This window comes from Xanthomonas theicola (genome assembly GCF_014236795.1).
GTDB classification, from domain to species: Bacteria; Pseudomonadota; Gammaproteobacteria; order Xanthomonadales; family Xanthomonadaceae; genus Xanthomonas_A; species Xanthomonas_A theicola.
Genome location: NZ_CP049017.1, coordinates 1756072 through 1777300, shown reverse-complemented (window position 1 = coordinate 1777300; position 21229 = coordinate 1756072). Strand labels below are relative to the sequence as shown.

Genomic DNA, 21229 nt, shown 5'->3' with positions numbered 1-21229 from the left:
CGCGATGCTGCCGCTGGTCGCCCTGGTTGGACGGCCGAATGTCGGCAAGTCCACGCTGTTCAACGCGCTCACGCGCAGCCGCGACGCGCTGGTCCACGACCAGCCGGGGGTTACGCGCGACCGCCACTACGGGGTGTGCCGGCTGGAGCCGGACACCCCGTTCGCGATCGTCGACACCGGTGGCATTTCCGGCGAGGAAGAGGGTCTGGCCGGGGCGACCGCGAGCCAGGCGCGCTCCGCCGCCGGCGAAGCCGACCTGGTGCTGTTCGTGGTCGACGGACGCGAAGGTTCGTCCTCGCTCGACGACGAGATCCTGGCCTGGCTGCGCAAGCTGGCGCGGCCGACCCTGCTGCTGATCAACAAGATCGACGGTACCGACGAAGACCAGGTGCGCGCCGAGTTCGCGCGCTACGGCCTGGGCAAGGCGATCGCGGTGTCCGCCGCGCACCGCCACGGCATCGACGACCTGCTCGAGGAGGTGCTGGCGCGGCTGCCCGAGGAAGGTCTCGGCGCGACGCTGGACACCGATCCGGCGCGCATGCGCATCGCTTTCGTCGGCCGTCCCAACGTCGGCAAGTCGACACTGGTCAACCGGTTGCTCGGCGAAGAGCGGATGATCGCCTCCGCAGTGCCGGGCACCACCCGCGACGCGATCGCGGTGGACCTGCAGCGCGACGAGCGCCTGTACCGGCTGATCGACACCGCCGGCCTGCGCCGCCGTGGCCGGGTTGAGGAGGCGGTGGAGAAATTCAGCGTGTTCAAGACGCTGCAGGCGATCGAGCAATGCGAGGTCGCGGTGCTGCTGCTCGACGCCACCGAAGGCGTCACCGACCAGGACGCCAGCGTGCTCGGCGCGATCCTGGACGCCGGTCGTGCGCTGGTGGTGGCGGTCAACAAGTGGGACGGGCTGACCGACTACCAGCGCGAGCAGGCCGAGTCGCTGCTGGCGCGCAAGCTCGGCTTCGTGCCCTGGGCCGAAGCGGTGCGGATCTCGGCCAAGCATGGCTCCGGCCTGCGCGAGCTGTTCCGTGCGATCCATCAGGCACACGCCTCGGCGATCCGCGAATTCAGCACCAGCGAAGTCAACCAGGCGCTGGAAGTGGCCTACCAGACCAACCCGCCGCCGAGCATCCGCGGCCACGTCTCCAAGCTGCGCTACGTGCATCCAGGCGGCAGCAACCCGCCGACCTTCATCGTCCACGGCACGCGCCTGAAGGTGTTGCCGGAGTCGTACAAGCGCTATCTGGAGAATTTCTTCCGCAAACGCTTCAAGCTGGTCGGCACGCCGGTGCGCTTCATGTTCCGCGAAGGCGCCAATCCGTACGAAGGCAAGAAGAACGTGCTGACCGAGCGCCAGGTCGCCAAGAAGCGGCGCCTGATGAAGCACGTCCGCGGCAAGTAGCCCGATGCACGCGCGGCGCGAGGTCACGCTGGGCATCCTCGCCGGCGGCCGCGCGCAGCGCCTGGGCGGTCGCGACAAGGCCTGGTTGGAACGCGACGGGCAGCCGCTGGTGCAGCGTCTGGCGCAGGCGCTGGCGCCAGTGGTCGCGGCGGTGCTGGTCAGCGCCAACCGCGACCTGCCGCGCTATGCCGCCGCCGGACTGCATGCGCTGCCCGACCGACTGCGTGCGGCGCCGGGTGCCGCGCGCTCACTGGGGCCGATCGCCGGCCTGGAGGCGCTGGCCGCGGCCTGCACCACGCCTTGGCTGCTCACCTTGCCGGTCGACCTGCGCCAACTCCCGCCGGCGCTGCCAGCCATGCTCATCGACGCCGGCGGCGCCGGCAATGGCGCCTATGCCGAGGACGAGGACGGCGCGCAGCCGTTGGTGGCGCTGTACCGCGTCGCCGCCCTGCGCGCGCCGCTGGCGGCGGCGCTGGCGGCCGGGCGCCATGCGCCGCGCGCGCTGCAGCAGCGGCTGGGGCTGGCCTGCCTGCGCCTGCCCGGGGTGACGCTGGGCAACCTCAATACCCCGCAGGACTTGCACGCAGCGGGTATCCTGCCGGCGCCATGAACCACTATCCCTCCCTTATTGCCTATTCCGAGGCGCTGGCCATCGTCGCCGCCGTGGCGCGGTCGCGCCCATTGCCGGCCGAGCGCCTGACGCTGCCCCGCGCCGACGGGCGCGTTCTGCTCGAAGCGCTGGATGCGCCGATCGACCTGCCGTCGTTCGCCAACAGCGCGATGGACGGCTTCGCGCTGCGCCATGCCGATCTGACCGCGGATGCGCCGAGCCTGCTGTGCCTGGCCGGCGAGCAGTTCGCCGGCGTGGACCGGCAGCAGGCGATCGGCGCCGGCGAATGCCTGCGCGTCACCACCGGCGCGCCGCTGCCGGCGGGTGCCGACACGGTGCTGGTCAAGGAAAACGCGGTCGAGCGCGACGGCCGGGTGCAGGTGCCGGCTGGGCTCGCCGCCGGCGCGCACGTGCGCGGCCGTGGCGAGGACGTGCGCACCGGCGCGCGCGTCCTCGAGGCCGGGCTGGCGCTGACCCCGTCGCGGATCGGTCTGGCCGCCGCGCTCGGCGTGGCGCAGCTGGCGGTGGCGGCGCGGCCGACGGTGGCGGTGTTCGCCACCGGCGATGAGCTGGTCGAGCCGGGCATGCCACTGCAGCCGGGGCAGATCTACAACAGCAACCGCGACATGCTGATGGCGCAGCTGCGCCTGCTCGGCCTGGAGCCGACCGCCTGGCCGACGCTGCCGGACGATCCGCAGCGGATCCGCAGCATGCTCGGCGACGCCGCCTCGGCGTTCGACGTGGTGCTCACCTGCGGTGGCGTATCGGCCGGGGAGAAGGACTATCTGCCACGGCTGCTGGCCGAACGCGGCCGCATCCATTTCTGGAAGGTGCGCATGCGCCCGGGCATGCCGCTGCTGTTCGGCGAACTGGAGCGCGCGCTGTTCCTGGGCCTGCCCGGCAATCCGGTGTCGGTACTGGCGACCTTCATGGCGATCGGGCGGCCGCTGCTGGACGCACTGCAGCAACGCGCCGAGCCGCGCCCGCAATGGCGCGCGCGGCTGGCCTCGGGCTGGGACAAGCGCCACGACCGCCTGGAGTTCCTGCGCGGGCGCATGCGCTGCGACGCGCACGGGCAACTGTGGGTGGAGCCGAACCCGGCCGACGGCTCGCACCGCCTGCGCGGCGCCGCCGACAGCGACGTGCTGCTACGCCTGGACGAGGGCGCGCGCCGCTTCGATGCCGGCGAAGTGGTCGAGATAGTCGCGTACTGAGCCACGTCGCGCGCTGCGTCCACGAGCCGGTCGCGCGCGAGCGCGGCCGCAGGATGCGGCCGGCCGGCGCCGCGCGGCCCGACTTGGCGGCGCCGCGCCGCGCCAGGCGGCGGGCGGCGAGATCCGCCACGGCCTGTCCGCGCAGCGGGCGCCGATCTCGCTGTGCAGGACGCGCTGCGGATTTGCGTCGATAATGCGCCCATGAGTATCCAAGAGCTGACCCCGCAGCAGGCCCGCGCGCGCATCGCCCACGGCGCGCGGCTGATCGACGTGCGCGAGGAACACGAACGCGCCGCCGGCATGGCCGAGGGCGCGCTCGGCGTGGCGTGCGCGCAGCTGCAGGACCACCCGGCCACGCACCTCGGCGCCGCCGACGCCGAGGTGATCCTGATCTGCCAGAGCGGCAAGCGCTCGCACGAGGCGGCGCTGTTCCTGCAGCAGGCCGGATACTCCGCGGTCGCCTCGGTGCTGGGCGGCACCACGCGCTGGCAGCGCGAGGAATTGCCGCTGCAGCGGCCGGCGCTGGCGCCGCAACAGCAGGATTTCCTGGAGCGCTATTCGCGCCACTTGCGCCTGCCCGAAGTCGGGATCGACGGGCAGCGGCGGCTGCAAGCGGCGCGGGTATTGCTGGTCGGCGCCGGCGGGCTGGGTTCGCCCGCGGGCTTCTATCTGGCCGCGGCCGGAGTCGGCCAGCTGCGCATCGCCGACGACGACATGGTCGATCGCAGCAACCTACAGCGGCAGATCCTGCACACCGAGGCGCGGATCGGGCAGCCCAAAGTGGAGTCGGCGGCCGCGGCGCTGGGCGCGCTCAATGCGGGGGTGCGGGTCGAGGCGGTGCGTGAACGGGTGACCTCGGTCAATGTCGAGCGCCTGCTGCAGGACGTGGACGTGGTGCTCGACGGTTCGGACAACTTTCCGGCGCGCTACCTGCTCAACGACGCCTGCGTGAAGCTGGGCAAGCCACTGGTGTACGGCGCGGTGCAGCGCTTCGAGGGCCAGGTCAGCGTGTTCGACGCCGGTCGCCGGCGCGGCCAAGCGCCGTGCTACCGCTGCCTGTTCCCGGAGCCGCCGCCGCCGGAGTTCGCGCCCAACTGCGCCGAGGCCGGCGTGCTCGGCGTGCTGCCCGGCATCGTCGGCCTGCTGCAGGCCAGCGAGGTGCTGAAACTGCTGCTGGACATCGGCGAGCCGCTGCGCGGCCGCCTGCTGCATTTCGATGCGCTGGCGATGCGCTTCCGCGAGACCCGCCTGGCCGCCGACCCGCAGTGCCCGGTGTGCGCGCCCGGCCTGGCGTTCCCCGGCTACATCGATGACGCACGGTTCTGCGGCACTGAAGCCTGAACCGGACGCCGAGCCGCCAGCATGCGCGACGCGCGGCTTTTTTGTAGGCGTGGCTCTGGATGGCCGCGGGCCATCAGCCGCGACGGGCTTTACCGGGACCTGATACCCCATCCGTCGCCTCCGCTGATCCGGAGTTCGACAGAGGCGGTGCGACGATGGCCAAGAAGCACCTGATCCAGTTCCAGGCGGGATCGCCGTTGCGCAGCTGGTTCCTGGCGATCTACTCGCTCAGCCAGCACAGGACATGCACGCGCCGTCCCATTCCCCACATCGGCGCATATGCGGCGCTTGCTTGTGCGTAGAATCGGCGCATGGCCAGCGCAGTCGATAGCAGCGAATTGATCAAGGTGGTGGCGCTGCTCGGCGCCGCGGTAGTCGCGGTGCCGGTGTTTCGCCGCCTGGGCCTGGGTTCGGTGCTCGGCTACCTGGCGGCGGGCCTGGCGATCGGTCCGTTCGGGCTGGGCTGGTTCGCCGATCCGCAAGCGATCCTGCACGTGGCCGAACTGGGCGTGGTGATGTTTCTGTTCGTGATCGGGCTGGAGATGCGGCCGTCGCACTTGTGGAGTCTGCGCAAGCAGATCTTCGGCCTGGGCACGCTGCAGATCGTGGTCTGCGCCATCGTGCTGACCGGGGTCGGGCTGGGCCTGGGCCTGCCGTTGCCGGTGGCGTTCGTCGCCGCATCCGGTTTCGTCCTCACCTCCACCGCGGTGGTCATGCAACTGCTCGGCGAGCGCGGCGACATCGCGCTGCCGGCCGGGCAGAAGATCGTTGCGATCCTGTTGTTCGAAGACCTGCTGATCGTACCGCTGCTGGCCGTGGTGGCGTGGATGGCGCCGGTGCCGGTCGCTGCCGATGCGCCCTCGCGTTGGATCGGTATCGGCGTCGGCGCGGCGGCGATCGTCGGCCTGCTGGTCGCCGGGCGCTGGCTGTTGAACCCGCTGTTTCGCTTGCTGGCCGCAGCCAAGGCACGCGAAGTGATGACCGCCGCCGCGCTGCTGGTGGTGCTGGGCGCGGCGCTGCTGATGCAGCTCGGCGGACTGTCGATGGCGATGGGTGCGTTTCTGGCCGGCGTGCTGCTGTCCGAGTCCACCTTCCGCCACCAGATCGAGGCCGACATCGAACCGTTCCGCGGCATCCTGCTGGGACTGTTCTTCCTCGGCGTTGGCATGGCCCTGAACCTGGCGGTGGTCGCCGCGAACTGGACGCTGATCCTCAGCGGCGTGCTCGCGTTCATGGCGGCCAAGGCCGCCTGCATCTACCTGGTCGCGCGCGTCGCCGGCAGCGGCAACGCGCAGGCGCTGGACCGCGGCGTGCTGATGGCGCAGGGCGGCGAATTCGCCTTCGTGCTGTTCGCCGCGGCCGGCGCGGCGGGAGTCATCGATGCGCAGGTCAATGCCAACCTGACCGCGATCGTGGTGCTGTCGATGGCGCTGACGCCGCTGTTCGTGCTGCTGCACCGGCGCTGGGTGCCGGTGCAGGCGCCGTCGCTGGAGGGCGTGGAAGCGGCCGACGGGCTCACCGGCAGCGTGCTGGTCATCGGTTTCGGCCGCTTCGGCCAGGTCGCCAGCCAGTCGCTGCTAGCGCGCGACGTAGACGTGACCATCATCGACAACGACATCGAGATGATCCAGAGCGCCGCCGAGTTCGGCTTCAAGATCTATTACGGCGACGGCACCCGGCTGGACGTGCTGCATGCCTCCGGCGCGCACAGCGCACGCGCGATCGCGGTGTGCATCGACAACCGCGACGCCGCCAACCGCATCGTCCAACTGGCCACGCAGGAATTCCCGCAGGCCAAGCTGCTGGTGCGCTCCTACGACCGCGAACATTCGCTGAAACTGATCGCCGCTGGCGTCGACTACCAGATCCGCGAAACCTTCGCATCGGCGGTGGAATTCGGCCAGGCCGCGCTGATCGAACTTGGCATGGACGCGGACGAGGCCGCCGGCATCGCCCGCGCGATCCGCCGCCGCGACGCCGAGCGTCTGGAGCTGGAGATCGCTGTTGGCGACATACGCGCCGGCACCGGTCTGATGTACGGCAACCTCGCCCCGGTGGCGCCCAAGCCCACCCCGTTCACGCCGCCGCGGCGCGAGAGCCGCACGCTCAATCCGGAGGCGGTGCCGGCAGCGGAGGCCGCTGACCAACGCCGCGGCGACTAACCGCGGCTGGAGATCAAGCCGGTTGGCCGAGTCGGCCTGACTCAAACCAAACGGCCTCCAGGAAAGCCGGGGCGGTTCAGATCGAAGCTGCTGCGAAGCGATAGAAGCTCGCTGAGGAGCCCAAGAGTGCGCTGTCCATTATCCCGTGAAGCCGCACTGCGCAGTTGCCTACGGCAGCAAAAAGTCTACGCAAACCAGAGCGCAGCGCGAACTAAGCGAAAAATGCCACTAGGGCCTGTTAACACTAATGGCCCGAGCGTTTAAACTATCGGGCATGGAGATCACGCCAGCACAATTTTCCCTAAACCAACCTGAGAGTTCCCCCGGCTCTGCCGGGGAGGCAGTAGAAGTTTGACGTATCCGGGAGTCCATCCCGGAGACTCCGCAACGTGAGCGGCCAAGCACACGAGACGGAGAAACCGAGATGGATGAGTTTGAGAGCTTAAGTCACACCAGGTGGGAGTGTCTGTACCACGTTGTGTTCATACCGAAGTGTCGCCGTAAGACACTGTATGTGGGTCTGAGGAAGCATCTAGGAGAGGTGTTCCGGCGATTGGCCGAGCAGAAGGAGAGCCGGGTCGAGGAGGGCCATCTGATGCCAGATCACGTCCATATGCTGTTGAAGATTCCGCCGAAGTAGGCGGTGTCGCAGGTGGTGGGCTATATCAAGGGCAAGAGCGCCATCCACCTAGCGCGGGTGTATGGGGAGCGGAAGCGGAACTTTGTAGGGCAGAGCTTCTGGGCGCGAGGTTACTTCGTTACGAGGGTAGGTCGGGATGAAGGGTTGATCGGGGCATACATCCAGAACCAAGAGGCGGAAGATCGGCGCTTGGACCAATTGCAGTTGCTGAGGTAGTCGGCCACCTTCAGGTGGCCCTAACAAGGGAGGCGCGTAGCGCTCCCGCAGCCGCTTTGAGCGGCTCACATCTCTAAAGCCCCCGGCTTTGCCGGGGGATATTTACTTAGAGACAGCCACAAGCAGGCCATATGAAGCCACGAAATCCATCTGTACATAAGATACATTATGCGAAATTTCAAAAAGACGCTGCGTGCCCGCATCCGTTGGCTTTGGCTTTGGCTCACGTCTTGCTTACCAAGACATGACAAAGACAAAACCAGGCTCGCAGCATGAAAGACGCATCAAAAGGATCACACCATCACGATTGGACTGGTTGGTACTGGACAGATTCCGGTCGCTATCTTGTATCGCCTGACCGCGAACAAATATCAGCGCACAGAATGCGCGGAATTTTGTGGCGGGACAAAATGGAACTATTGCGTGAGGGCTATGCATCACGGCGCAAGGCCGAAACTGGTCGCAAAAGAGCCGGTCAGCAGATGGTGAAAGTGGTCATCGTTGAACTTGCGACCTGGCAGGAACGTCACTTCGGACAGATGGCAGGATAAGGCGTCTACGCAGGGGCATAGCCCCTGCACCCCCTGCACAAAGTCAAACCGGAAATTCACGGCGGGCGTGGACAACAGCAACAACCTCAACCGCCGCCACCGTCACGCGATACAGCACCACGTAATTGCGAGTCACCACGATTTCACGACAGCCAGGGACGCGCCAGCTTTGAGGGTGCAAATATGGGTGCTCGGCAAGCGGCAACACACTGGCACGTAACAGCTGCCAAAGCCGCTCAGCAGCAGCAAGGTCGAATTGACCAACGTAGTCAATAATCACGGCCAAATCTGCATCGGCCGATTCACGCCACAGGATCGGCAACATCAGTCAGCCGAATGCTTGGCCTTCAAGGCGGTCAACCGCTCAGCCATCCGGCGCTCGACCTCATCGTGTGGGATCAATGGGCTCGAATCAGCAACGCTCGCCGCTACCTTGGTGCGCAGCCAAGCATCGTAGTTGGCTTCCGCATCAGCGGTTTCAAATTCATAAGCGAGCGGCGAGCGCACATTGTTCATGGAAGTAGTCTATCACATACCTGCCCAAGCGGCATGCAGTGCGGCCAGCATCGCCAGATGCGCAACGTAGTAGACGTAAAACGCCCAGCGCATACGCGGGATGGCCACCGACCACACGCGCGTGACATCGACAAGCAGCATGACCGGCAGCGCCAGTAACGCCCAGCCATTGCCGTTGTACGCGCACAGCGGTGCGCACGCGCAGCAGACCAAGATGCAGCGCATGCGACCACATCGGGCACGGAAGCAATACCAACCGGCCAAGACCAGCAGCACGCCCGACCACTGGTAATCGACGAAGAACGGCGCAGGCAACATGCATGCAGTAAGCAGCGCCCATCGCCGACCCTGGATACAGCACAGCGCGGTCGCGGCAAGCGCGAAGGTCAACAGGACGTTGAGCGGCAGCCATTGGCCAAAGGCAAGCACATAGACGGGGTGGGCGATCAGCCCCCACACCAATAGACGACGCACCGACTTGGCCAGGTCAGCACCAGGCTGCGCCAGGTTGTAGGCCAGCACCAACGCGAACAGCGGGAACGCGATCCTACCCAGCTCCGACACAATGGGCACATAGCCGCCATACAGGACCTTGGCAACGTGATCGCCGGTCATCAGGACCAACGCCAGCCACTTGAGCAACTCGCGCGCGCCGCTGGCCACGTCACATGTCCAGCGTGGTCTCGGGCGTCGCGCTCGTGGTCGTAAAAGGCTTCGACTCTGGGAACGTGCCGAGCGCCCTCGCCTTGCGCTCGACCACCGATCCCGGAGACGCCATACTCTGCTGAACGGGCATCTGTAACTGTTGCACATGCTGTTGCTCTTGCTCACGACGCTCGCGATACGGGTTATAGACCGGGCCGCGACGCGCGATGCGACGACACTCGCCCTCGGCGATGTCATAGACAGTCGATTGCTCGGTATAGCAGGTGCAGGACAGACCACGGCGTACGCCACGCCCATCCAGACCCTCGCCACTGGACATGCAATACAACGCGGGATCGGCCGTGATATCGCGCTGATCAAACACAGGCGCGGTCCACGGCATACTTTCAAATCGCGGCAGATGTTGTTTGGCGTAATCGGTGGCATCGACAAAACGCGGCACGTTGCGGTCGCGCTGGACGCTCTCACCGGCTTGGCCCGACGCGGCTTGCGCCGCGTGCGGGCCAGCGCCGGTGACCTTGGCGGCCATCGTATCCGGACGAAGCGACAGGTAGGCGATAGCCGCGAAGATCGCGGCCGCGACTGCCATCGCAGGCAGCGCAAGCACACGGAACGGAATCTTGCGCTTAATAGTGTGCAAAGTCGCCGACGTGTAGTCGGCGAAATGCTCCTTCGGCAGCATGCGCGTCTTACGCAGGGCAACATCGCGTTTCGAAATGCCCTTGACGTCCTCTTGCAGTTCCTGCCACGTATACACATCGATCAACTGCGTACCGAAGCGGCGCACAACGTGGTGGTGATTGGCCACAAGCGCGCGCGCGAACGGATACAGCTGGTTGGGCATCTGCGTGGTCCACACGAAATCGATGCCACGATGCCGATGCTCGGCAAGGGCGAGGACGTGCGCAGGAGTCGCTTGACGTGACGCATCGTGCAGATGGCCAAACCACTTCCAGGCTTCATCGACGTAAACCAACGAACCATCGGGGACGAGATGGTTGCCATCGGCGTCGCGCTTGTTCCAATCACGGGGGTCATCAAGAGCAGTGGCGAGGCCGGGTTTCAAGCCGTCAATACCCGCAGCGAACACGGGCCGGGTACCCTGCTCGGCCACCTTGTGAAGATGCTCAACCATGAGTAGGGTTTTGCCATTACCAGGAAGGCCGGTAAAAACCTCGATAGGCATTAGGGTTTACCTCCAAAGCCGCGTTTAAAGAGGAACAGCCGACCCTGCATCAGCGCATGCTTAGCGATGATCGCGGAGACCACCATCGTCAGTGCTTTATCAAGATTGAGCATGCCGGCCCATTGCATCGCAGTCTGTCCAAGCTGACCACCGGGCGCGCCAGATTGCGCGAACGCCTTGAGCTGATCGATGGCAGGTTCAATAGCAAATTTAATCGTGCCGAAATTGATCCCGAGCCAGACGAACGCCGAAGTGATGAACAAGCCAATGCGAGATTTGAACAGCCAGCCGATGCCGCGAATGATCTGCGGCCAGAACGCGCGAAATGCTTGGCCAAGCGCGGCCAAGATGGTGGGCACCAATGCTGCAAGCCATACAGGCATCACACGCTCCCGCTGCTAGAAGAGGACAGGATGCGCACCGACAGGAACGATGCGAAAATCAGCACCAGCCAACCACCGAGTGCCATCCAGTTGCAGAACGGCGTGATATCGAAGGTGATCGACTGACCCATGAGATTGACGGTCGGCGGCGTGGGACAACTGCGCGACCAGCCGTAGCCCTGGGTATCCAGACCGTTGGCACCGGGCACGCCACCAGGCTGACCGGCATAGCCCGATTCGTCGGAAAACGCATCCTTCGGCTGGACATCTTCGATAACTTGCGCGGCTAACGCGGAGTCGGGCACGCCGGTGGTATCCGGCATCGGTGTAGTGCCGGTATTGCCGCCCGTGTCGGTACCGCTCTTAGCAAGCAACTTTTCGGTCGCGCAAGCAGTGCGCCACTGAAACAGCAGCGCCTTGTATTCGACGACCTTGCAGCCGTCACCAGTGCAGATAGGTACATTGCTGCAATCGCCGCCAGAAATAGATGCATTCTTGCGCGTGTTGCAATCGATACGCCATTGAATTCGAGCCTGACCGCACATAATCGAGTCGCCACCGCATGTTGGAGGAGCATTGCAGTCATCACCACCGCCGAACTGCTTTCCGTCGTCGTTATCCTTTTCGTCGTCAGGTTTGCCATCACCGTCAGCATCTGTTTTGCACGTGCCGTCCTTGCCTTTGGCTTGACCACTCGGACACTTGTTCTTTTCGTCATCGCCCGTGCATGATCCGTCCGGCGCGCGCGTCTGACCGACAGGGCATTCCTCGGGCTTCTTCTCGCACTCTTGCTTTTCGTTGACGATCATGCCATCCGGGCACGCGTCTACACGCTCGCAAACACCATTCTTCGGTTGCTGGCCTTTAGGGATAGTCTGATCAACGCGGTCGGAGGATGAGGCAAGCCATATCGACCACGCCCACGGCGCTCAGACCCTCGGTTTTTCGCCGTTTCCGGCGCATTTCCGGGGTATTTCCCGGATTACAGGCACACCCTCCCCACGACAGGCAGCAACTGCTTTCGCTTCAGCCACAGGTTCGACAGCGCAAACAGCGTCAGCACTTGCGCCGTGTTCTTCGCCAGGCCGCGATAGCGCACCTTGACGTAGCCAAACTGGCGCTTGATCACCCGGAACGGATGCTCCACCTTCGCCCTCAGGCTGGCCTTGGCGTGCTCCCAGCGCTGTGCCCACTTCAATTCGCGCTTGCTCTTGATCTGCTTCAGCTTCGAGGGCTTCTCCGCGATCAGATAGCGCAGCTTGCGCTTGCTCGCCATCTCCTCGCGCTTGGCCAGCCCGGTGTAGCCGCTGTCGCCGCATACCGTGTCTTCCTTGCCGTGCAGCAGCTTGTGCGCCTGGGTGATATCTGCGGCGTTGGCCGCCGTGCATTCCAAGTGGTGCACCAGCCCGGACTCATCGTCCACGCCGATGTGCGCTTTCATCCCGAAGTAGTACTGATTGCCCTTCTTGGTCTGGTGCATTTCCGGGTCGCGCTCGCCGTTCTTGTTCTTGGTCGAGCTGGGCGCGGCAATGATCGTGGCGTCCACGATGGTGCCGCCGCGCAGGCTCTGGCCCTTGCGCGATAGGTGCGCGTTGACCCGGTTGAACAGCGTGCGCGCCAGATCGTGCGTCTCCAGCAACCGGCGGAAGTTGAGGATCGTGGTCTCGTCCGGCACCTCATCCAACCCGCCGATCCTGGCGAAACGGCGCATCGACGCCGTGTCGTACAAGGCTTCTTCCGCGCCCGGGTCGCTCAGTGCGTACCACTGCTGCAGAAAGTGGATGCGCAGCATTGTCTCCAGCGGGTACGGCTGACGGCCCGGATGGCCCGACTTCGGATAGTGCGGCGCGATCAGCGCCAGCAGGTCTTTCCACGGCACCACCTGATCCATCTCGGCCAGCAACCTTTCGCGCCGCGTCTGCTTGCGCTTGCCGTTGTACTCCGCGTCGCCGAAAGACAATTGCATCGTCGTTGTCCTGTTGGGCTTTGTACGATTGTCGCAGGATCAGAGGGAGTTGTTCAGACCATCCTTAGGACATTCGGGCGAGACGGGCTGGCAAACACCCATATAGGGATTCCAAACAAAATTGCCTTTATCAGACGGTATAGAGCTGCAATCCGTACTGTCTCCTTTGCAGACGCGACCGTTATAGCTAACGGTAGATGTCTCGTCGTCACCATTAGCCATGTAACTCACGGAGCAGCCAGAATTACATTCAACGGAGCCAGACACAGGCACACGCGGACGTTGTACCGATGACTTAGACGCACAGGTGGTCTCATACGAATAAGCACCACAGATGCCGCTAGCCGTAGAACCAACACCAGTGCTAATCCAACGACATTGATAAACTTGATAGCCATCAGGAACTACGCAACTGACTGAACGCTGCGGATAGGACAACACATTGGATGGGTCAGAATACCACTGCGCAGCGCGAGCAGAACACGCAACGTATGCCTGGCCCTGATCGGTAGCACGAGCGACGGCCGAAAAAAGCAGGGAAGTTGCGATCACCACGAGAAGAAAAGCAATCAACGCACGCATCACTCAAAATCCACAAACACGATGGCGCAAGCCACAAGCCACGCGCATAACCAAATCCATCCGTCCATAACACTATCCCCCTGGAAAAAGACCGGCGGGAGGGTGTCGGCCCTGCCCGCCGGTAGTCGTTACATCGCTCGACGCACCCACTTGTAGACCTTGATACCGACCATCACGATCAACACGGCCGCACCGATGCTGGCGATAGGAGCTGCTGCACCATTGATCGCGGCCACCACCGCAGAAACATCGACACCGCCACCGCCACCGGCGGCAAATGCAGGAGCTGATACGACAGCCGCCGTGCCAATAAAAGCAAGTTTGGTCTTGTAATTAATAAAAGCAGTACGCATTACATCCTCCTTAAGGATTAGGATCGCTGAATTACCTTACGAATAAGCCGGAACACGAATGCCACCGCCCACAGCAGCACGATGGCTTGCCCGATGGATTGGGCATCCGCAACCGTCAGTCCCGGCAACAACGACGGCTGCGGTATCCAGATCGGGGCCGAGCACGTCCCCGTCTGCGCATCAAAATCGCGCTCTAGACAGGCGGGGACGAATACGGCCATGACGATCAAGCCGCCTTGGACGGCTGCGGGCGGACCGAGTTGGCCAGATCGACCAGCGTCATGCGGCGAGCCAACTCGATGCCGTAACGGCCCGGCACGAGGTCAGTCGTCACATCCCATTCCTTAAGGAAGGTCTGAACAACACACCGCAGATGAGCGACACTATTCGCTCACGTAGAGGGATGGGCCACGCAACTGACGTTTGGTGATGCTGAGGGCCTGGGCAAGCGTAAGCGGGGGCGCCGTGAGATCTTCCTTGCCGAGATGGAGCAGGTCGTCCCATGGAAGCAATTGCTGGGGCTGATCGCACCGCACTATCCGGTGTCGGGGCGTCCAGGTCGGCCGCCGTACGCATTGGCGACGATGTTGCGGATTCATCTGTTGCAGCAGTGGTATGCGTTGAGCGATCCGGCGATGGAAGAAGCGTTGCACGAGATCCCGAGCTTGCGTCGTTTTGCCCAGCTCGGTGGCTTGGACAACGTTCCCGAGGAGACCACGATTCTTAACTTTCGCCGCCTGCTGGAAACCGATGGCCTCGCCGCGCGGATGTTGGCAGCGGTCAACGCGCATCTGGCGCGCAAGGGCCAGAGCCTGCGGTCGGGCACGATTGTCGATGCGACGCTGATCGCCGCACCCAGTTCGACCAAGAATGCCGACCATGCGCGTGACCCTGAGATGCATCAGACCAAGAAGGGCAATCAGTGGTATTTCGGGATGAAGGCGCACATCGGCGTGGATGCGTTTTCCGGGTTGGTGCACCAGGTCCGTTGCACGGCCGCCAATGTCGCCGATGTCACGGTGACGCACGCCTTGCTGCATGGCAAAGAAGACAGCGTGTTCGGCGATAGCGGCGATAGCGGTGCGGACAAACGCGACGAACTGCAAAACTGCAAGGCAGCATTCTTCATTGCCGCCAGACCCTCGACGATCCAAGCCATCGGCAATCAACGCGAGCGTGCCCGGCAAACGCGTTGGGAACACTTCAAGGCCAGCGTACGCGCGAAGGTGGAGCATCCATTCCGGGTGATCAAACGCCAGTTCGGTTACACCAAGGTCCGCTATCGGGGCCTAGCCAAGAACACGGCGCAGGTGCTGACGTTGTTTGCGCTCTCCAATCGATGGATGGCGCGCCGGCAGTTGCTGCCGGCCAGGGGGGAATGCTGCCTGGCGCGGGATACGTCGCCAGAAAAGCGCAAAACCTCGTCCGACAAACCCGCTTTACGCGTTCCTGGCGTTCAAGATGCCGGAATGTATGTGGTCTGGAACGTTGTTCAGACCTTCCTTAACAGCACCGACGGGGTAACCCTTGTCCAGGCCATCGACCTCAACTTCAACCTGAATACGCATGGCTTCGGTCTCGAGCGTGGCACGCTGGCTGTAAATGGCTTTCTGCATGCCCTTGGCAGTTGTGACGGTACGGGTCTCGACGGAGCTGTTAATCGTGATCTTCGGAGCGTTCATGGTGATTTTCCCTTTGATTCAATTGATGGATTTGTGAGGCGTCTCTGCAAATTTCGGGCGGTACTGTGGGGTCAAGCTAAGTCCCCCCCTACCCCCCCAAAGGAGGTAGTGGGGAGAAGCTCGTTGACCCGTGACGCGAGGCTTGCCATCTGCCGCCCGGAGCCCTCCTCTACAGCTGGGGAGCACAGCAGGCCGGGGCGGACCGTGCTGCTCCCAGGCATCCAGGGATATCTGCGATATCCCCTCCGCCTGGATCACGCATCCCGGTCAACTGCAAAAGCGGTTGACCAGGGTGATGTGTTGCTTGGGCCACCAGTGGCGTGATTTCCATGTCGCCGGCGGCGTCCTGGTCACCCCCGAGGGCCACCAGTTCCCGGCCGCTGACCTGTCCTGGTGGTCGCTGTGGACCGGCCAGCCTTTCGTAGACATCCGGACGCCATAATTGATGGCAATGACCGAGGTGTTTATGGGCAACAGCAAGCAGTACACGGATGAGTTCCGGGCCGAGGCGGTGAAGCAGGTGATCGAACGCGGCTTCACGGTGGTGGATGTGGCCTCCCGAATCGGGATTCCCAAGCACACGCTATACGGGTGGGTGCAGGCCGCCAGGAAGATGGCGCCGGCAGCCGGCGCTGCAGCGGCGTCGACCGACTCAGCGGAGATTCGCCGGCTCAAGGCCGAACTGAGGCGGGTAACCGAGGAGCGCGACATCCTAGAAAAAGCCGCCGCGTACTTTGCCAAGGGGTAAGGGCGAAGTACGCGTTCATGCGTGCGCACGTCCGGGAGTTTCGTCTGGCGACGATGTGCCGGGTGCTGGGCGTGCATCGCAGTGGTTACTAGGCCTGGCTGCGCAACGGCACCAGCGTCCGCGAACGCGAGGACCAGCGCTTGCTGGGCCTGATCAAGCACCACTGGCTGGCCAGCGGCGCGGTGTACGGCTATCGCAAGCTCACCCTGGATCTGCGTGAGGCCGGCGAGCGTTGCAGCCGTCACCGGGTGCGGCGCTTGATGAAGGCCGAAGGCTTGCGAGCGCAGGTTGGCTACGGCAGCAAGCCGCGTTAGCGGGGAGGTCCGGTCGGCGTGGTGGCGAATGTGCTCAACCGGGACTTCATTCCGCAGGCCCCGAACAAGGTCTGGGTCACGGACATCACCTATATCCGCACCTACGAGGGCTGGCTGTTCTTGGCAGCGGTAATGGAGCTGTATTGGCGCCAGATCGTGGGTTGGGCAACCGCTTCGACAATGACCAGCGATCTGGTGCTGCAGGCACTGGTGGCAGCGGCGTGGCGGCGCAAGCCCGGTCCTGGCGTGATGGTGCACTCCGACCAGGGCTGGCAGTTCACCAGCAGCGATTGGCAGTCGTTCCTGAAGGCGCACCGGATGGTGCCGAGCATGAGCCGACGCGGGAACTGCCATGACAACGCCGTGGCCGAGAGCTTCTTCAGCGTCTTGAAGAAGGAACGTATCAAGCGTCGGATCTACCCGACACGCGCCATGGCGGCATCGGACGTGTTCGACTATATCGAGATGTTCTACAACCCGATCCGCCGGCATGGTTCCGCTGGCGGCGTGTCACCGGTAGAGTTTGAAAGGCGCTACGCGCAGAGCGGCGACTGAGTGTCTACGGAAATCTGGCCGGTCCACTTCCTCGTCCGTCCTGTTTGTCATGCGCCAGACGTTGGCCGCCTTGCAAGGGAACGAGGGATGTCCCTACACCATCAAGATGGGCAAATCGAACTGGCCGCGGACGGACCAGAGGATCATGCTCGGCTGCTGGAAACACCGAGGTCCATCCCTCAGCGCGAAGCTCGGCCGGGAACGGCCGCCGCGACACGCCGATGCCGCCAGCGCGGACGCCGCCCGCCTTGGAACATCAGCAGGTACAGCCCGACCACCCAGGCCAGCGCCGCGCACCAGCCGCCAAGAATGTCGGAAGGGTAATGTACGCCCAGGTAGATCCGCGACAGGCCGACCAGCAGCGTGAACGTGCCCGCCAGCAGCAGCACCGGCCAGCGCCAGCGGGTGCGCCAGGCCAGCGCGACCAGCACCGCGGCCAGGGTCATCGAACCCATCGCGTGGCCGCTGGGAAAGCTGAAGGTATGCTCCGGCGCGATCGACTCCCACAGGCTGGGGCGGTCGCGCTGGAAGAACTGCTTGGCGCCCATGTTCAGCAGCGCCGAGCCGACACACGAGAATCCGGCGAACAGCGCCTCGCGCCAGCGCCGCAGGCCCAGCAACAACAGCACCAGCAGCGTGTCCAGCGGGATCACCCCGTACTGGTAGCCGGCCGCGGTGACGACGCTGAAGAACCGGTCCCAGCCGGGCGTGGCCAGGCCGCGCATGCTCCACAGCAGCGGTTCGTCGAAATAGAAGTTCTCCAGTTCGTGGACCTCGTCGGCCAGCGCGACGAACACGCCCAGCGGCAGCAGCAGGCCGGCGAACAGCAGACCGATGCGCCATGCGTTGCGGCGCAGCCAGTGACGCAGGCCGGCGGCCTGCTCGGCCTGCGTCTCACCCGGCGCGGCGGACATACTTTCTTTCGACATAGTCGTCGATCAGGGCGACGAACTCGTGGGCGATGTTCTCTCCGCGCAGGGTGATCTTCTTCTCGCCGTCGACGAACACCGGCGCCGATGGCGCCTCGCCAGTGCCCGGCAGCGAGATGCCGATGTTGGCATGGCGCGATTCGCCCGGCCCGTTGACCACGCAGCCCATCACCGCCAGGGTCATGTTCTCGGCGCCGGGATGGGTCATCTTCCACACCGGCATCTTCGCGCGGACGTGGTTCTGCACCACCTTGGCCAGCTCCTGGAAGAACTCGGAGGTGGTGCGGCCGCAGCCCGGGCAGGCGGTGACCAGCGGGGTGAAGGCGCGCTGGCCGGTGGTCTGCAGCAGCTCCTGGGCGACGATCACCTCCTGCGTGCGCGACTGGCCCGGCTCGGGCGTCAGCGAGATGCGGATGGTGTCGCCGATACCTTCCTGCATCAGCACCGCCAGCGCGGCGCTGGAGGCGACGATGCCCTTGCTGCCGATGCCGGCCTCGGTCAGGCCCAGGTGCAGCGCGAAATCCGAGCGCTGCGCCAAGTCGCGGTACACCGCGATCAGTTCCTGCACGCCGCTGACCTTGCAGCTGAGCACGATGCGGTCGCGGCCCATGCCCAGTTCCACCGCGCGCTCGGCCGAATCCAGCGCCGAGCGGATCAGCGCCTCGCGCAGCACCCGGCCGGCGTCCCAGGGCGTGTCGCGGCGCGAATTCTCGTCCATCAGCTGCGCCGCCAGGGCCTGGTCCAGCGAGCCCCAGTTGGCGCCGATGCGCACCGGCTTGTCGTACTGCAGCGCGAATTCGATCAGCTGCGCGAACTGGGTGTCCTTCTTCTTGCCGAAGCCGACGTTGCCGGGGTTGATCCGGTACTTGGCCAAGGCCTGCGCGCAGGCCGGCTCGGCGGCCAGCAGCTGGTGCCCGTTGTAGTGGAAGTCGCCGATCAGCGGCACCTCGATGCCCATCATCCGCAGCTTGTCGACGATGCGCGGGATCGCCGCGGCCGACTCGGCGTTGTTGACGGTCAGCCGCACCAGCTCCGACCCGGCGCGCCACAACTCGGCGACCTGCTTGACCGAGGAGGCCACGTCGGCGGTGTCGGTGTTGGTCATCGACTGCACCACGATCGGCTTGCCGCCGCCCACGACGACGCCTCCGACGCGGACCGGCTGGGTGGGACGGCGCGCCCAGGGCGCGGCGTCGGAGGGGGGGGTGGGTCGGCTGACGGCGTCGTGCATGCGCGCATTTTAGCGTGAGCCGCGCCCCGGCCCCACTCCCCGCCGGCGCCGGTTCAGCGGCGCGGCTGGCACTGCGACGGTTTGTCGCAGACAGCCGTGCGCGCCAGCGCATACGATGCGCGCCATGATCTCCACCGACGCCTCGTTCCTGCGCACCCTGTGCAGCCTGCGCTGGCTGGCCACCGCCGGGCAGGCGGCGACGATCCTGGTCGCGACCTGGGCGATGCGGCTGCCGCTGCCGCAGGCGCCGCTGTGGTCCGGCGTGGCCGCGCTGGCCCTGTTCAACCTGTACGCGCAGCTGCGCCTGCGCCACGCCGACACCGCCGCGCCGGCCACCGCCTTCGGCCACATCCTGGTCGACGTGACCGTGCTGACCTGGATGGTCGGCTGGAGCGGCGGCATCGGCAACGCCTTCGGCTCGCTGTTCCTGGTGCTGATCGCGCTGGCGGTGTTGGCGCTGCCGCTGCGCTGGGCGCTGGCGGTAGCGCTGGCCTGCGTGGCCGGCTACACGGTCAGCGCGCTGTTCGGCCTGCCGCTGCCGCGCGGCCCGCATCAGGCGCTGGACCTGCAGCGCTGGGGCATGGCCGCCAACTTCCTGTTGTCCACCATCGTGGTGCTGGTGTTCTCCACCCGCCTGGCGCTGTCGCTGCGCGAGCGCGAGCGCGAGTTGGCGCTGCTGCGCGAGCGCTTCACCCGCAACGAGGGCATCGTCGCCCTGGCCACCCACGCCGCCTCGGTCGCGCACGAGCTGAACACGCCGCTGGCGACGATGACCCTGCTCACCGACGACATCGTCGAGCAGATCGAGCAGCCGGAACTGCGCGAGGACCTGGAAACCCTGCGCGAACTGCTGGTGCAGTGCCGCGAACGGGTGCTGGCGCTGGCCGCGCCGGCGCAGCGCGCCGGCGGCGGCACGGTGTCGCTGGCGCACGTGCTGCACCAGTGGCAGCTGGTGCGGCCGACCGTGCAGCTGCGCCGCAACGACGACGCGCCGCTGCAGCTGCGCCTGGAGAGCGCGATCGGCCACCTGCTGCAGGTGCTGCTGAACAACGCCGCCGACGCCGGCGAACGCGCCGGCCGGCCGCAGGTGGACCTGAGCGTGCGGGTCACCGGCAGCGAACTGATCGGCGAGGTGCGCGACTACGGCGGCGGCTTCGACGCCAACCAGGTCGCGCTGCCGGCCACCCTGTTCCGCAGCGGCAAGCCCGACAGCATGGGCGTGGGCCTGGCGCTGTCGCATGCCACCATAGAACGCCTGGGCGGCGAACTGTGGACCCAGCCCGCGCCCGACCACGGCGCGCGGGTCGGTTTCCGCCTGCCGCTGCTCGCCCTGGAGACGCCCGCATGAGCATCGACGCCCCGCTGGGCCTGCTGGTCGACGACGACCCGCTGTACCTGCGCACCCTGCAACGCACTCTTGCCCGCCGCGGGCTGGAGACGCTGACCGCCGACGGCGGCGCCACGGCGCTGGCGCTGGCGGCGGCCACCCCGCCGGACTACGCACTGATCGACCTCAAGCTCGGCGACGAATCCGGGCTGGCGCTGATCCAGCCGCTGCGCGCGATCCGCGCCGACATGCGCATCCTGCTGGTCACCGGCTATGCCAGCATCGCCACTGCTGTGGAGGCGATCAAACTCGGCGCCGACGACTACCTGCCCAAGCCGGCCACGGTGCAGACGATCCTGCGCGCGCTGAGCCTGGAGGCGGGCAGCGCCGAGGACGGCGATGCGGCGGACCTGCCGGACGCGATGACCCCGTTGAGCCGGCTGCAGTGGGAGCACATCCAGCAGGCCATGCACGAGACCGGCGGCAACGTCTCGGCGGCCGCGCGCCTGCTCGGCATGCACCGCCGCTCGCTGCAGCGCAAGCTGTTCAAGCGCCCCAGCTCGCAGCGCGAGCGGCCGCGCTGACCGGGCCGCCGCCGCGGCGCTCGATGCGCGCGGACGGCGCCTTGGGTAGGATTCAAGTCGTCCGTCTGCGG

The 21229-nt window shown here is 65.5% G+C and carries 21 protein-coding genes and 3 pseudogenes; 13 read left to right on the top strand and 11 right to left on the bottom strand.

What is annotated here, in order from left to right; genetic code table 11:
• Nucleotides 1-4: 4 nt before the first annotated feature.
• The 8 genes and pseudogenes from der (at nucleotide 5) to G4Q83_RS08105 (ending at nucleotide 8136) form a co-directional block, all read left to right on the top strand.
• Nucleotides 5-1402: a ribosome biogenesis GTPase Der gene (der, locus tag G4Q83_RS08140; RefSeq protein WP_128420032.1), complete on the top strand. Its 1398-nt coding sequence runs from the start codon at nucleotides 5-7 to the stop codon at nucleotides 1400-1402.
• A 4-nt stretch (nucleotides 1403-1406) separates the two neighbouring features.
• Nucleotides 1407-2012: a molybdenum cofactor guanylyltransferase gene (gene mobA / locus G4Q83_RS08135; RefSeq protein WP_128420033.1), complete on the top strand. Its 606-nt coding sequence runs from the start codon at nucleotides 1407-1409 to the stop codon at nucleotides 2010-2012.
• Nucleotides 2009-3226: a molybdopterin molybdotransferase MoeA gene (locus tag G4Q83_RS08130; protein WP_128420034.1), complete on the top strand. Its 1218-nt coding sequence runs from the start codon at nucleotides 2009-2011 to the stop codon at nucleotides 3224-3226. Before mobA ends, G4Q83_RS08130 begins: the two co-directional genes overlap by 4 nt.
• 201 nt (nucleotides 3227-3427) lie before the next feature.
• Nucleotides 3428-4567, top strand: a complete 1140-nt coding sequence (moeB, locus tag G4Q83_RS08125; protein ID WP_128420035.1) for a molybdopterin-synthase adenylyltransferase MoeB — start codon at nucleotides 3428-3430, stop codon at nucleotides 4565-4567.
• A 155-nt stretch (nucleotides 4568-4722) separates the two neighbouring features.
• Nucleotides 4723-4869 (top strand): hypothetical protein, encoded by a 147-nt coding sequence (locus G4Q83_RS08120; protein ID WP_158255003.1) that lies wholly within the window; start codon nucleotides 4723-4725, stop codon nucleotides 4867-4869.
• 9 nt (nucleotides 4870-4878) lie between these two features.
• Nucleotides 4879-6729 carry a monovalent cation:proton antiporter-2 (CPA2) family protein gene (locus G4Q83_RS08115; protein ID WP_128420036.1) on the top strand — a complete coding sequence of 617 codons (1851 nt, stop codon included), beginning with the start codon at nucleotides 4879-4881 and terminating at the stop codon, nucleotides 6727-6729.
• A 424-nt stretch (nucleotides 6730-7153) separates the two neighbouring features.
• Nucleotides 7154-7585 (top strand): annotated as a pseudogene (gene tnpA, locus G4Q83_RS08110) (IS200/IS605 family transposase).
• A gap of 272 nt (nucleotides 7586-7857) precedes the next feature.
• The gene (locus G4Q83_RS08105; protein ID WP_128421894.1) at nucleotides 7858-8136 is read left to right on the top strand and encodes a hypothetical protein; all 279 of its coding nucleotides are present in this window, start codon (nucleotides 7858-7860) and stop codon (nucleotides 8134-8136) included.
• A 43-nt stretch (nucleotides 8137-8179) separates the two neighbouring features.
• Here the strand turns inward: G4Q83_RS08105 and G4Q83_RS08100 are convergent, their stop codons facing one another.
• The 9 genes from G4Q83_RS08100 to G4Q83_RS08060 all read right to left on the bottom strand — a co-directional run bounded on the left by G4Q83_RS08100 (nucleotide 8180) and on the right by G4Q83_RS08060 (nucleotide 14009).
• Nucleotides 8180-8461 (bottom strand): type II toxin-antitoxin system RelE/ParE family toxin, encoded by a 282-nt coding sequence (locus G4Q83_RS08100; RefSeq protein ID WP_128421893.1) that lies wholly within the window; start codon nucleotides 8459-8461, stop codon nucleotides 8180-8182.
• The gene (gene relB / locus G4Q83_RS08095; RefSeq protein ID WP_128421892.1) at nucleotides 8461-8652 is read right to left on the bottom strand and encodes a type II toxin-antitoxin system RelB family antitoxin; all 192 of its coding nucleotides are present in this window, start codon (nucleotides 8650-8652) and stop codon (nucleotides 8461-8463) included. The genes G4Q83_RS08100 and relB overlap by 1 nt, the downstream gene beginning before the upstream one ends.
• Before the next feature lie 12 nt (nucleotides 8653-8664).
• Nucleotides 8665-9315, bottom strand: a complete 651-nt coding sequence (locus tag G4Q83_RS08090; protein WP_128421891.1) for a TraX family protein — start codon at nucleotides 9313-9315, stop codon at nucleotides 8665-8667.
• Nucleotide 9316: 1 nt separating this feature from the next.
• A complete protein-coding gene (locus tag G4Q83_RS08085; RefSeq protein ID WP_128421890.1) occupies nucleotides 9317-10504 on the bottom strand; it encodes a zonular occludens toxin domain-containing protein in 1188 nt (395 codons plus the stop codon).
• Nucleotides 10504-10887 (bottom strand): DUF2523 family protein, encoded by a 384-nt coding sequence (locus tag G4Q83_RS08080; RefSeq protein WP_128421889.1) that lies wholly within the window; start codon nucleotides 10885-10887, stop codon nucleotides 10504-10506. Before G4Q83_RS08080 ends, G4Q83_RS08085 begins: the two co-directional genes overlap by 1 nt.
• Nucleotides 10887-11696 (bottom strand): virulence factor TspB C-terminal domain-related protein, encoded by an 810-nt coding sequence (locus G4Q83_RS08075; RefSeq protein WP_128421888.1) that lies wholly within the window; start codon nucleotides 11694-11696, stop codon nucleotides 10887-10889. Before G4Q83_RS08075 ends, G4Q83_RS08080 begins: the two co-directional genes overlap by 1 nt.
• A gap of 173 nt (nucleotides 11697-11869) precedes the next feature.
• Nucleotides 11870-12853: an IS5 family transposase gene (locus G4Q83_RS08070; protein ID WP_185817191.1), complete on the bottom strand. Its 984-nt coding sequence runs from the start codon at nucleotides 12851-12853 to the stop codon at nucleotides 11870-11872.
• 710 nt (nucleotides 12854-13563) lie between these two features.
• A complete protein-coding gene (locus G4Q83_RS08065; protein ID WP_128421987.1) occupies nucleotides 13564-13788 on the bottom strand; it encodes a major capsid protein in 225 nt (74 codons plus the stop codon).
• Between the two features lie 17 nt (nucleotides 13789-13805).
• A complete protein-coding gene (locus G4Q83_RS08060) occupies nucleotides 13806-14009 on the bottom strand; it encodes a hypothetical protein (RefSeq protein ID WP_128421986.1) in 204 nt (67 codons plus the stop codon).
• Nucleotides 14010-14204: 195 nt separating this feature from the next.
• On the opposite strand from G4Q83_RS08060, the pseudogene G4Q83_RS08055 reads away from it, so the two are divergent.
• From G4Q83_RS08055 to G4Q83_RS08045, 3 genes and pseudogenes are all read left to right on the top strand, one after another.
• Nucleotides 14205-15164: pseudogene (locus G4Q83_RS08055) on the top strand (IS5 family transposase); the annotation flags it as partial.
• 601 nt (nucleotides 15165-15765) lie between these two features.
• Nucleotides 15766-15912: a DUF3653 domain-containing protein gene (locus tag G4Q83_RS23200; RefSeq protein WP_246432320.1), complete on the top strand. Its 147-nt coding sequence runs from the start codon at nucleotides 15766-15768 to the stop codon at nucleotides 15910-15912.
• 24 nt (nucleotides 15913-15936) lie between these two features.
• Nucleotides 15937-17087, top strand: a pseudogene (locus tag G4Q83_RS08045) (IS3 family transposase).
• A gap of 179 nt (nucleotides 17088-17266) precedes the next feature.
• Here the strand turns inward: G4Q83_RS08045 and G4Q83_RS08040 are convergent.
• Both G4Q83_RS08040 and ispG read right to left on the bottom strand, forming a co-directional pair.
• Entirely contained in the window at nucleotides 17267-18001 is a 735-nt protein-coding gene (locus tag G4Q83_RS08040; RefSeq protein ID WP_128421524.1) for a phosphatase PAP2 family protein, read from the bottom strand.
• Nucleotides 17982-19247, bottom strand: coding sequence for a flavodoxin-dependent (E)-4-hydroxy-3-methylbut-2-enyl-diphosphate synthase (gene ispG / locus G4Q83_RS08035; protein ID WP_128421525.1), 1266 nt, complete (start codon nucleotides 19245-19247; stop codon nucleotides 17982-17984). Before ispG ends, G4Q83_RS08040 begins: the two co-directional genes overlap by 20 nt.
• A gap of 124 nt (nucleotides 19248-19371) precedes the next feature.
• Here ispG and G4Q83_RS08030 point away from each other — a divergent pair, with 124 nt between their 5' ends.
• A complete protein-coding gene (locus G4Q83_RS08030) occupies nucleotides 19372-20595 on the top strand; it encodes an ATP-binding protein (RefSeq protein ID WP_170069200.1) in 1224 nt (407 codons plus the stop codon).
• Nucleotides 20592-21158 (top strand): response regulator transcription factor, encoded by a 567-nt coding sequence (locus G4Q83_RS08025; RefSeq protein WP_128421527.1) that lies wholly within the window; start codon nucleotides 20592-20594, stop codon nucleotides 21156-21158. Before G4Q83_RS08030 ends, G4Q83_RS08025 begins: the two co-directional genes overlap by 4 nt.
• Nucleotides 21159-21229 lie beyond the last annotated feature (71 nt).

What these genes read in the sequence shown, in the direction of transcription:
- ispG (WP_128421525.1), bottom strand. Translation starts at nt 19,247, where the DNA reads ATGCACGACGCCGTCAGCCGACCCACCCCCCCCTCCGACGCCGCGCCC.
- G4Q83_RS08060 (WP_128421986.1), bottom strand. Translation starts at nt 14,009, where the DNA reads ATGGCCGTATTCGTCCCCGCCTGTCTAGAGCGCGATTTTGATGCGCAG.
- G4Q83_RS08120 (WP_158255003.1), top strand. Translation starts at nt 4,723, where the DNA reads ATGGCCAAGAAGCACCTGATCCAGTTCCAGGCGGGATCGCCGTTGCGC.
- G4Q83_RS08115 (WP_128420036.1), top strand. Translation starts at nt 4,879, where the DNA reads ATGGCCAGCGCAGTCGATAGCAGCGAATTGATCAAGGTGGTGGCGCTG.
- G4Q83_RS08100 (WP_128421893.1), bottom strand. Translation starts at nt 8,461, where the DNA reads ATGTTGCCGATCCTGTGGCGTGAATCGGCCGATGCAGATTTGGCCGTG.
- G4Q83_RS08130 (WP_128420034.1), top strand. Translation starts at nt 2,009, where the DNA reads ATGAACCACTATCCCTCCCTTATTGCCTATTCCGAGGCGCTGGCCATC.
- relB (WP_128421892.1), bottom strand. Translation starts at nt 8,652, where the DNA reads ATGAACAATGTGCGCTCGCCGCTCGCTTATGAATTTGAAACCGCTGAT.
- G4Q83_RS08030 (WP_170069200.1), top strand. Translation starts at nt 19,372, where the DNA reads ATGATCTCCACCGACGCCTCGTTCCTGCGCACCCTGTGCAGCCTGCGC.
- G4Q83_RS08065 (WP_128421987.1), bottom strand. Translation starts at nt 13,788, where the DNA reads ATGCGTACTGCTTTTATTAATTACAAGACCAAACTTGCTTTTATTGGC.
- G4Q83_RS08085 (WP_128421890.1), bottom strand. Translation starts at nt 10,504, where the DNA reads ATGCCTATCGAGGTTTTTACCGGCCTTCCTGGTAATGGCAAAACCCTA.
- G4Q83_RS08025 (WP_128421527.1), top strand. Translation starts at nt 20,592, where the DNA reads ATGAGCATCGACGCCCCGCTGGGCCTGCTGGTCGACGACGACCCGCTG.
- mobA (WP_128420033.1), top strand. Translation starts at nt 1,407, where the DNA reads ATGCACGCGCGGCGCGAGGTCACGCTGGGCATCCTCGCCGGCGGCCGC.
- der (WP_128420032.1), top strand. Translation starts at nt 5, where the DNA reads ATGCTGCCGCTGGTCGCCCTGGTTGGACGGCCGAATGTCGGCAAGTCC.
- G4Q83_RS08075 (WP_128421888.1), bottom strand. Translation starts at nt 11,696, where the DNA reads ATGATCGTCAACGAAAAGCAAGAGTGCGAGAAGAAGCCCGAGGAATGC.
- G4Q83_RS08105 (WP_128421894.1), top strand. Translation starts at nt 7,858, where the DNA reads ATGAAAGACGCATCAAAAGGATCACACCATCACGATTGGACTGGTTGG.
- G4Q83_RS08040 (WP_128421524.1), bottom strand. Translation starts at nt 18,001, where the DNA reads ATGTCCGCCGCGCCGGGTGAGACGCAGGCCGAGCAGGCCGCCGGCCTG.
- moeB (WP_128420035.1), top strand. Translation starts at nt 3,428, where the DNA reads ATGAGTATCCAAGAGCTGACCCCGCAGCAGGCCCGCGCGCGCATCGCC.
- G4Q83_RS23200 (WP_246432320.1), top strand. Translation starts at nt 15,766, where the DNA reads ATGTGTTGCTTGGGCCACCAGTGGCGTGATTTCCATGTCGCCGGCGGC.
- G4Q83_RS08070 (WP_185817191.1), bottom strand. Translation starts at nt 12,853, where the DNA reads ATGCAATTGTCTTTCGGCGACGCGGAGTACAACGGCAAGCGCAAGCAG.
- G4Q83_RS08080 (WP_128421889.1), bottom strand. Translation starts at nt 10,887, where the DNA reads ATGCCTGTATGGCTTGCAGCATTGGTGCCCACCATCTTGGCCGCGCTT.